Origin of the sequence: Lysobacter sp. Root604, from assembly GCF_001427505.1 — a bacterium.
Classification (GTDB): Bacteria; Pseudomonadota; Gammaproteobacteria; order Xanthomonadales; family Xanthomonadaceae; genus Lysobacter.
In genome coordinates, this window is record NZ_LMGS01000009.1 from 1,545,352 (window position 1) to 1,554,439 (window position 9,088).

A 9,088-nucleotide genomic window follows, 5' to 3' on the forward strand; every position below is an offset into this window, starting at 1 on the left:
CCGGATGGCGGGGCATCGGAATGACTATGCTGACCGCCGTGACCGAATCCCTGCCAGACGAAGCGACACCGGCCGACGACCGCGACCTGGTCGGGGCGGCGGCGCGCGGCGAGACCGCGGCCTTCGAGACCCTGTACCGCCGCCACGCCGGCCGCGTCCACGGCGTGATCGCGCGCCTGGTCGGCCACCACGGCGCACGCGCCGAGGACCTCACCCAGGAGGCCTTCGTGCGCGCCTGGCAGGCGCTGCCGGCGTTCCGGTTCGAGTCCGCTTTCAGCACCTGGTTGCACCGGCTGGCGGTCAATACCGCGCTGATGGAACTGCGCAGCCGGCGCAGCAAGCCGCAGGAGGACGGCGACGAGGACGCGTTCGAGCTGGTCGGCAGCGCCGACTCGGCCGGGCACGTGACCGCGCTGTCGATGGACCTGGAGCGCGCGGTCGCCAGCCTGCCGCCACGCGCCCGCGCGGTGCTGGTGCTGTACGACGTGGAAGGCTGGAAGCATGAGGAGATCGCCGCCGAACTCGGCATGGCGGTCGGCAGCAGCAAGGCGCAATTGCACCGCGCGCGCGGATTGCTGCGCGAACGGCTAGGAGGACAGGCATGAACACCGAACATCGAGAGCCCGCGTCGGACGGCGAACTGCCCGACGCCCTGCGTTGGCAGCTGCGCGCGCTGCGCCGCGACCAGCCGCCGGCCAACGACTTGTGGCCCGGGATCGCCGCGCGCCTGCAGCCGCAGGTGGCTGCGCCGGTGCGCACGCCGCGGCCGCGCTGGCTGGCGCCGTTCGCGGTGGCCGCGACCCTGGTGCTGGCGATCGGCTTCACCGGCGTCTGGCGCGGCGACCAGGCCGCCAACGACGCCCCGCAGGCGCGCAGCGAATCGCTGCTGCAGCGCGAGGCCGCCGGCATGACCCTGCAGTACCAGGCTGCGATGCAGGAAATGCAGCGCGCCGCGCCGGCCCCGAACGCGACCGCCCTGCAACCCGCGTTCGAGGAACTGGACCGCAACGCCGCGCTGATCCTGGACGCGCTGGCCCACGACCCCGACTCGCGCCTGCTGCTGGAGCAGCTGCGCCGCACCTACGCTCGACGCCTCGCGCTCGCCCAGCGCGTGGCCTATACCTGAAACCCGGAGGACGACCATGACCCGCGCATCCCACAAAGCAAGCCAGCTCGGACTCGCCCTCGGACTGGCCTATCTGGCCGCCGCCCCGGCGTTTGCGGCCACCCCCATCAACCAGACCCGCCCGCTGGATCCGCGCGGACGGGTCGAGATCGAGAACGTCAAAGGCCGCATCGACGTGCGCGCCTGGGACCGCCCGGAAGTGAAGATCGAAGGCAGCCTCGGCAACGGCGTCGAGAAGCTGGAGATCGAAGGCAACGGCGAGCGTCTGTCGATCAAGGTCAAATACCCCAACCGCGGCAGCGGCATGGGCTTTTTGGTCCGCGGCGACAAGAGCGAGCCCACCGACCTCAAGGTGACCCTGCCGCTGCGCGCCGACGTCGAGATCGACGGCGTCTCGGCCGACATCGACGTGACCGGCGTGGCCTCCTCGATGCTGTCGATCGACAGCGTCAGCGGCGACGTGACGGTGGCCGCGGCCCCGCGCGAGGCCAGCATCGACAGCGTCAGCGGCGACCTCACCCTGACCCTCAACAGCAGCAAGGTCAGCGCCGAGACGGTCAGCGGCGACCTGCAGCTGCGCGGCCGCCTGGACGGCGAGGTCGAGGTGGAAACGGTGTCCGGCCGGGTCGACGTGAGCGTGCGCGAATCGGCGCTGCGCCGCTTCAACGGCAACTCGGTGTCCGGCGACTTCCGCCTGAGCACCGCGCTGGCCGCCAGCGGCGAAATCGCGGTCGAGACGGTCAGCGGCGACGTCCACCTGGTGCTGCCGCGCAATCTGTCGGCGACCGTGCACGGCCAGAGCTTCAGCGGCGACCTGTCGGCGCCGGACGCACAGATCGTCAAGCCCAAGCACGGCCCAGGCTCGAACTTCGAGCACCGCTACGGCAGCGGCAGCGGCGAGATCCACATGGAGACCTTCTCCGGCGACGCGACCCTGCAGCTCGATTGAGCCGGCGCGCCCGGGCTTAACGAACGACGCCGCCGCTCAGGCGGCGTCTTTCATCGAGAACCAGCAATTGAAGGCGATGGTGATGCGCTCGTCGCGGCCGTAGAACGGCAGCACCTCGTGCGGCAGCCAGGACGGGAACAGGATCAGCTGCCCGGGCGAGAAGCGGACGTTCCAGGTGCCGTGATGGAACGGCGTCTGCAGGCGCTGGTTGCCGGGATCGACGAACTGGTTGCTGTAGAAGTGCGGGTTGTGGAAGCGCAGCACCCCCGATTCCGGGCGGTCCTCGGGCGTCTCGCCCGGGTCCACGCAGTACACCCCCGACCAGGACGCCATCGGATGGGTGTGGGTGATGGTGAAGCCGCCGTGGCGGGTGATGTGGTACCAGGTGTGGGAGAAGATCTGCAGGCGCGCCATCTCCGCGGCGTTGTAGCCGTTGAGCTCCTGAATCGCGCGGCCCAGGGTGTTCCAGCAGAACTGGCGCAGCAACTGCACGCTCGTCTCCGGCCAGGAAAACAGCACGAACTCGCTCTCGAACACGCCCTGTTGCAGCGCCAGCGACGGGTTGGGATTGGCGTAGCGCGAGCCCTGCGCCTCGCGCGCCAGCAGCAAGGCCTTGAGCTCGGCGTTGATCGCCTGGTGGTTGGGCAGGACATCCTGCGCGAACGGGACCGAGAAGGCGGGGTAGAGCTCGAAGGGCATGGTGCGGTTCCGGGATCGGAGGCCGCGCGCGCGGCCGCGTCGGGAGTGTAGCGCGACACGAGAGGGGGCGGCGCGGGGCGGGCGAGGGCCGGGCCCGCAAAAAACTACGGCCCCTTTCGGGGCCGTAGCGGGTGACGCTGGTAACGGGTCGATCAGAACTTCTGCGCGTAGCGGAAGTACACGAAACGGCCCGGGACTTCGTACTGCGGATCGAACGAGTTGGCGAAGGTGGTGACCGACACCGGCGGGTTCTTGTCGAAGATGTTGTTCACGCCGACGGTGATCTTGGCGTTCCACGGCGCGTTCCAGAAGAAGCTCGCGTCGTGGTACGTGGTCGCACCGATGTGGCGTTCTGCTGCGTTACGCTGCGTGAAGCTGTCGCCGCCGCCCACGCCGTCCCAGACGCCATTGTTGTTGGAGTCGGTCGGGATCGCGACGATGCGATCGGCGTCGGTGCAGAGGAACGCGTAGCCGTAGTCTTCCAGGGCCTGGCAGTTTTCGGTCTGCGACGAGTAGTAACGGATGTTCCAGGTCGCGCCGATGTCGCCCTTCTCCCAGCGCGTGGCCAGGTTGGAGCGGATACGCCAGGCGTTGGACTGGTTCGGGCCGTCGTATTCGCCGACCTGGTTGCCGCCTTCGTTGAAGCGCAGTTTCTGGCCGATGGCCGGCACGTCCTGCTCGTCTTCGCCGTAGATGCCGTTACCGTTCAGGTCGTCTTCCTGGCTGGCCAGGTAGGTCGTATCCCAAACGAAGCTGAAGCGGCCCCACGAGGTTTCCGGCAGACGGTAGTTGACCGTCAGGTCGTAACCTTCGACTTCCGTACCACCGATGTTGGTGGTGGTGTTGAGCAGGGTCTGGATGTTGCCGTCGGCACGACGGGTGTACAGGGCGCAGGTCGGACCAGTGCCGGAGGAGTCGAGGCACTGCTGGATGATGCCGGCGCCGCCGATGGTGGTGATCGCGTCCTCGATCTTGATGTTCCACCAGTCCAGATTGATATCCAGGCCTTCGATCCAGCTCGGGCTGTAGACCAGACCCAGGGTCTTGGTCTCGGCGCGTTCCGGCTTCAGGTTCGGATTACCGCCGACCGTGATGCGGATCTGCTGGTTGTCCTGCTGGTAGCCGCCGTTCGGCACGCCTTCGGCGACGCAGCGCGCCTGAGCGGACGGGTTCTGGTTACCGAAGTTGGCGTTGTTGCAGGGATCGCTGAGGGTCGGGAACGAGTCGGCCTGACCGGCGAACAGCTCGGAGATCGACGGAGCGCGGAAGCCCTCGGACCAGTTGCCGCGGATCATCAGGTCGTCGATCGGCTTCCAGCGGAAACCGAACTTGCTGTTCAGCGTGTCGCCGAAGTTGCTGTAGTCGGAGTAGCGGGNACCAGTTGCCGCGGATCATCAGGTCGTCGATCGGCTTCCAGCGGAAACCGAACTTGCTGTTCAGCGTGTCGCCGAAGTTGCTGTAGTCGGAGTAGCGGGTCGCGACCGAGAAGTCGAGCAGCTTGGCGAACGGCACATCCGACAGCACCGGGATCGCGAGTTCGAGGTAGGCCTCGTCCAGCGAGTAGGAACCGTTGGTGGCGGTACGGCTGTTGCCGGTGGTGTTGCCCGAGTTGATCAGCGCGTCCGGCGAGTCGTAGCCGGACTCGGTGCGGTGCTCGAGGCCGAACGAGAAGCCCAGCGGGCCGCCCGGCAGGCTGAACAGGTCGCCGCCGATGTTGGCGTAGTAGCTGTTCTGGACGTAGTTGTACTCGTCGTGCGCGGTGAACGAGACGAAGTTCATCATTTCCGGCGTGATGCTGCCGACGCCGCCGAGCAGGTTCAGCGGCACGCAGCCGTTGATGATGGCGGTGGCGGTGCCGCAACGGGCCACGCCCTGGCCGTCGCGGAACGAGGGGCCCAGCGCCTGCTGCAGGGCGATCATGTTGAACAGGCCGTAGGTGGTGTTATTGGCCTTGTTCTCGCCGCGGAAGTAACCGGCTTCCCAGTCGTAGTACTTCTCGCCGACGGTCAGCGTGCCTTCCAGGCCGGCGTTCATCGCGAACGTACGCACGTCCTGGTTGAACGAACGGCCGCCGGACTCGGTGATGCGGCGGTTGATGCGCGAGATGTCCTGGCCGAACGGGTTGTAGATGCTGTTGCGGCTGATGAAGATCTGCTGGCCCTGCGGCGTAGCGCCCGGGGCGGTGCCCAGCACCACCGGCATCGAGGCGAGCAGCTGCTCGGACTCGCGCTGGTTGTAGGTGATGGTGGTCTTGAAGCGCAGGTTGTCGGTGATGTCGACGGTGCCGGCGGCGAAGACCGAGCGGCGTTCCTGCGGGGTCAGCAGGTAGTTCTCAGGCGCGAAGTTGTAGACGTCGCCCGGAGCCACGTACGGACGCGGGGCGCTGTTGCCGCCCGCATTGTAGGTGAAGGTGCCGGGGCCGCCGTTGAAGTTGGTCTGACCGCCGGTGCAGGCGCCGTTGACGTAGCCGCCCGGACACAGAGCGAAGCGGCCGCCCGGGCTGGTGCCCGAACCGAACGCGTTGCCGGTGCCGACGATCGGCTCCTTGGAGATCTTGCGATCGCCGGCCATGACCGGCTCTTCCTTCACGTAACCGAAGCCCAGCATGGCGCTGAAGCGGTCCGAGGTCGTGCCGATGGTGAAGTCGTAGGCCTGACGGAAACCGTCGCCCTTGTCGAAGGCGCCCAGGTAGGCGTTGGCTTCGGCGCCTTCGAAGTTCTGGCGCAGGATCACGTTGACCACGCCGGCGATGNTGACGGAAACCGTCGCCCTTGTCGAAGGCGCCCAGGTAGGCGTTGGCTTCGGCGCCTTCGAAGTTCTGGCGCAGGATCACGTTGACCACGCCGGCGATGGCGTCSGARCCGTAGATCGTCGAGGCGCCGTCCTTCAGGACTTCGATGCGCTCGACCGCGGCGGTCGGGATGGTGTTGAGGTCGACTGCGCCACCGAGACCGGTGCCGCCGACCCAACGACGGCCGTTGACCAGCACCAGGGTGCGGTTGGAGCCGAGGTTGCGCAGGCTGACGCGGGTTTCGCCGTTGCCGCCGTTGTTGAACGAGCTGTTGAGCGTCGAGCCGTTGGCCGTGATGTTCTGGATCACGTCGCCGACCGAGGTCAGGCCCTGCGCGGTGATGTCTTCGCGGCTGAGCGAGAAGATCGGCTGCGANGTCGAGCCGTTGGCCGTGATGTTCTGGATCACGTCGCCGACCGAGGTCAGGCCCTGCGCGGTGATGTCTTCGCGGCTGAGCGAGAAGATCGGCTGCGAGGTCTCGATATCGGCACGCTTGATGCGCGAACCGGTCACCTCGATGCGGTCAAGGGTGGTGGCTTCTTTCTCGGTTTCCTGTGCAAAGGCGACGCCGGTGCCTGTGGCAGCGGTGGCGCCCACTGCGAGGGCGAAGGTAATCGCCTCGCGGAGCTGGGTGGTCTTCAAGGTCATCTCTCTCTCCAAGTCAGTCTTGGTGTCCCATGGGAGCCTGCCGGGTGGCGCAAAACGAGTGGCCTAAGTCGGCAAGGCTGGGCCGATACTAGCCGCCCCCCGTGAGTAATTAAAGTGTCGTTAACTGACTAGGGGCAGTCTCGAGAGTTGATGAGATGGCACACAAAAAGATACGGCCCCGTATGGGGCCGTATCGGGGTACTACCGGATTTGGAGCCGATCAGAACTTCTGCGCGTAGCGGAAGTAGACGAAACGGCCTGGGACTTCGTACTGCGGATCGAACGAGTTGGCGAAGGTGGTAGCCGACACCGGCGGGTTCTTGTCGAAGATGTTGTTCACGCCGATGGTGACCTTCGCGTTCCACGGAGCGTTCCAGAAGAAGCTCGCGTCGTGGTACGTGGTGGCACCGATATGGCGCTCGGCCGCGTTGCGCTGGGTGAAGCTGTCGCCGCCGGCCACGCCGTCCCAGACGCCGTTGGCGTTGGCGTCGGTGGGGATGGCGACGATGCGGTCCGGGTCGCTGCACAGGAAGGCGTAGCCGTAGTCTTCCAGGGCCTGGCAGTTTTCGGTCTGCGACGAGTAGTAGCGGATGTTCCAGGTCGCGCCGATGTCGCCCTTCTCCCAGCGCGTGGCCAGGTTGGAGCGGATGCGCCAGGCGTTGGACTGGCCCGGGCCGTCGTACTCGCCGACCTGGTTGCCGCCTTCGTTGAAGCGCAGCTTCTGGCCGATCACCGGCACGTCCTGCTCGTTTTCGCCGTAGATGCCGTTGCCGTTGAGATCGTCCTTCTGGCTGGCCAGGTAGGTGGTATCCCAGACGAAGCTGAACTTGCCCCAGGCGGTTTCCGGCAGACGGTAGTTGACCGTCAGGTCGTAACCCTCGACCTCGGTGCCGCCGATGTTGGTGGTGGCGTTGAGCAGGGTCTGGATGTTGCCGTCGGAACGGCGGGTATACAGGCCGCAGGTCAGGCCGGTGCCGGCGCTGTCCAAGCACTGCTGGATGATGTTGGCGCCGCCGCGGGTGGTGAGGGCGTCCTCGATCTTGATGTTCCACCAGTCCAGATTGATGTCCAGGCCTTCGATCCAGCTGGGGCTGTAGACCAGACCCAGGGTGGTGGTCTCGGCGCGCTCGGCCTTCAGGTTCGGATCGCCACCGACCGAGATGCGGATCTGCCGGTTGTCCTGCTGGTAACCGCCGTTCGGCACGCCCTCGGCGACGCAGCGCGCCCGAGCGGACGGGGTCTGATTGCCGAAGTTGGCATTGTTGCAGGGGTCGCTGAGGAGCGGGAACGAGTCGGCGATGCCGGAGAACAGCTCGGAGATCGAGGGCGCGCGGAAGCCCTGCGACCAGTTGCCGCGGACCATGAGGTCGTCGATCGGCTTCCAGCGGAAACCGAACTTGCTGTTCAGCGTGTCGCCGAAGTTGCTGTAGTCGGAGTAGCGGGTCGCGACCGAGAAGTCGAGCAGCTTGGCGAACGGCACATCCGACAGCACCGGGATCGCGAGTTCGAGGTAGGCCTCGTCCAGTAGGAGCCGCTGGTGGAGGCGCGGCTGTTGCCGGTGGTGTTGCCCGAGTTGATCAGCGCGTCCGGCGAGTCGTAGCCGGACTCGGAACGGTGCTCGATGCCGAACGAGAAGCCCAGCGGGCCGCCCGGCAGGTTGAACAGGTCGCCGCCGATGTTGGCGTAGTAGCTGTTCTGGAGATAGTTGTACTCGTCGTGCGCGGTGAACGAGACGAAGTTCAACATGTCCGGGGTGATGCTGCCGACGCCGCCGAGCAGGTTCAGCGGCACGCAGCCGTTGATGGTGGCGGTGGGGGTGCCGCAGCGCGCCGCGCCGCGTGCGTCGCGGAACGAGGGGCCCAGCGCCTGCTGCAGGGCGATCATGTTGAACAGGCCGTAGGTCGTGTTATTGGCCTTGTTCTCGCCGCGGAAGTAACCGGCTTCCCAGTCGAAGTACTTCTCGCCGACGGTCAGCGTGCCTTCCAGGCCGGCGTTCATCGCGAACGTGCGCACGTCCTGGTTGAACGAACGACCGCCCGACTCGGTGATGCGGCGGTTGATGCGCGAGATGTCCTGGCCGAACGGGTTGTAGATGCTGTTGCGGCTGATGAAGATCTGCTGGCCCGGCACCGTGGCGCCCGGGGCGGTGCCCAGCACGATCGGCATCGAGGCGAGCAGCTGCTCGGACTCGCGCTGGTTGTAGGTGATGGTGGTCTTGAAGCGCAGGCTATCGGTGATGTCCAGGGTGCCGGACGCGAACACCGAACGGCGTTCCTGCGGAGTCAGCAGGTAGTTCTCGGGCGCGAAGTTGTAGATGTCGCCGGGCGCCACGAACGGACGCGGGGCGCTGTTGCCGCCCGCATTGTAGGTGAAGGTGCCGGGGCCGCCGTTGAAGTTGGTCTGGCCACCGGTGCACGCGCCATTGCTGTAGCCACCGGGGCACAGGGCGAAGCGGCCGCCCGGGCTGGTGCCCGAGCCGAAGCCGGTGCCGGTGCCGATCTTCGGCTCCTTGGAAATGTAACGGTCGCCGGCCATGACCGGCTCTTCCTTGACGTAACCGAAGCCGAGCATCGCGCTGAAGCGGTCGGAGGTCGCGCCGATGGTGAAGTCGTAGGCTTGACGGAAACCGTCGCCCTTGTCGAAGGCGCCCAGGTAGGCGTTGGCTTCGGCGCCTTCGAAGTTCTGGCGCAGGATCACGTTGACCACGCCGGCGATGGCGTCCGAACCGTAGATCGTCGAGGCGCCGTCCTTCAGGACTTCGATGCGCTCGACCGCGGCGGTCGGGATGGTGTTGAGGTCGACCGCACCACCGAGACCGGTGCCGCCGACCCAACGACGGCCGTTGACCAGCACCAGGGTGCGGTTGGAGCCGAGG

At 66.6% G+C, this 9,088-nt stretch carries 5 protein-coding genes and 3 pseudogenes; 3 read left to right on the forward strand and 5 right to left on the reverse strand.

Features of this window, described 5'->3' with window-relative positions:
• Positions 1–26: 26 nt before the first annotated feature.
• Genes ASD69_RS15135 through ASD69_RS15145 form a run of 3 tightly spaced genes read left to right on the forward strand, consistent with a single transcriptional unit; the run spans position 27 to position 2,075 of the window.
• On the forward strand, positions 27–605 hold the full coding sequence (locus ASD69_RS15135; RefSeq protein ID WP_056179657.1) for a sigma-70 family RNA polymerase sigma factor: 579 nt from the start codon (positions 27–29) through the stop codon (positions 603–605).
• A complete protein-coding gene (locus ASD69_RS15140; RefSeq protein ID WP_056179659.1) occupies positions 602–1,126 on the forward strand; it encodes a hypothetical protein in 525 nt (174 codons plus the stop codon). The genes ASD69_RS15135 and ASD69_RS15140 overlap by 4 nt, the downstream gene beginning before the upstream one ends.
• A gap of 16 nt (positions 1,127–1,142) precedes the next feature.
• The gene (locus ASD69_RS15145; RefSeq protein ID WP_056179662.1) at positions 1,143–2,075 is read left to right on the forward strand and encodes a DUF4097 family beta strand repeat-containing protein; all 933 of its coding nucleotides are present in this window, start codon (positions 1,143–1,145) and stop codon (positions 2,073–2,075) included.
• A gap of 36 nt (positions 2,076–2,111) precedes the next feature.
• On the opposite strand, the gene ASD69_RS15150 is transcribed toward ASD69_RS15145, so the two are convergent.
• The 5 genes and pseudogenes from ASD69_RS15150 to ASD69_RS21315 all read right to left on the reverse strand — a co-directional run.
• Positions 2,112–2,774, reverse strand: coding sequence for a putative 2OG-Fe(II) oxygenase (locus tag ASD69_RS15150; protein ID WP_056179665.1), 663 nt, complete (start codon positions 2,772–2,774; stop codon positions 2,112–2,114).
• 152 nt (positions 2,775–2,926) lie between these two features.
• Positions 2,927–4,149 (reverse strand): TonB-dependent receptor (locus tag ASD69_RS22770; RefSeq protein ID WP_157489448.1); only part of this gene is annotated, 1,223 nt, incomplete at its 5' end.
• A 98-nt stretch (positions 4,150–4,247) separates the two neighbouring features.
• Positions 4,248–5,526: pseudogene (locus ASD69_RS22775) on the reverse strand (TonB-dependent receptor); the annotation flags it as partial.
• A 1-nt stretch (position 5,527) separates the two neighbouring features.
• A pseudogene (locus ASD69_RS22780) lies at positions 5,528–5,940 on the reverse strand (TonB-dependent receptor plug domain-containing protein); the annotation flags it as partial.
• Between the two features lie 493 nt (positions 5,941–6,433).
• A pseudogene (locus ASD69_RS21315) lies at positions 6,434–9,088 on the reverse strand (TonB-dependent receptor); the annotation flags it as partial.

Excerpts from the sequence above, each read along its gene's own strand:
- ASD69_RS15140 (WP_056179659.1), top strand. The coding sequence starts at position 602 with ATGAACACCGAACATCGAGAGCCCGCGTCGGACGGCGAACTGCCCGAC.
- ASD69_RS15145 (WP_056179662.1), top strand. The coding sequence starts at position 1,143 with ATGACCCGCGCATCCCACAAAGCAAGCCAGCTCGGACTCGCCCTCGGA.
- ASD69_RS15135 (WP_056179657.1), top strand. The coding sequence starts at position 27 with ATGCTGACCGCCGTGACCGAATCCCTGCCAGACGAAGCGACACCGGCC.
- ASD69_RS15150 (WP_056179665.1), bottom strand. The coding sequence starts at position 2,774 with ATGCCCTTCGAGCTCTACCCCGCCTTCTCGGTCCCGTTCGCGCAGGAT.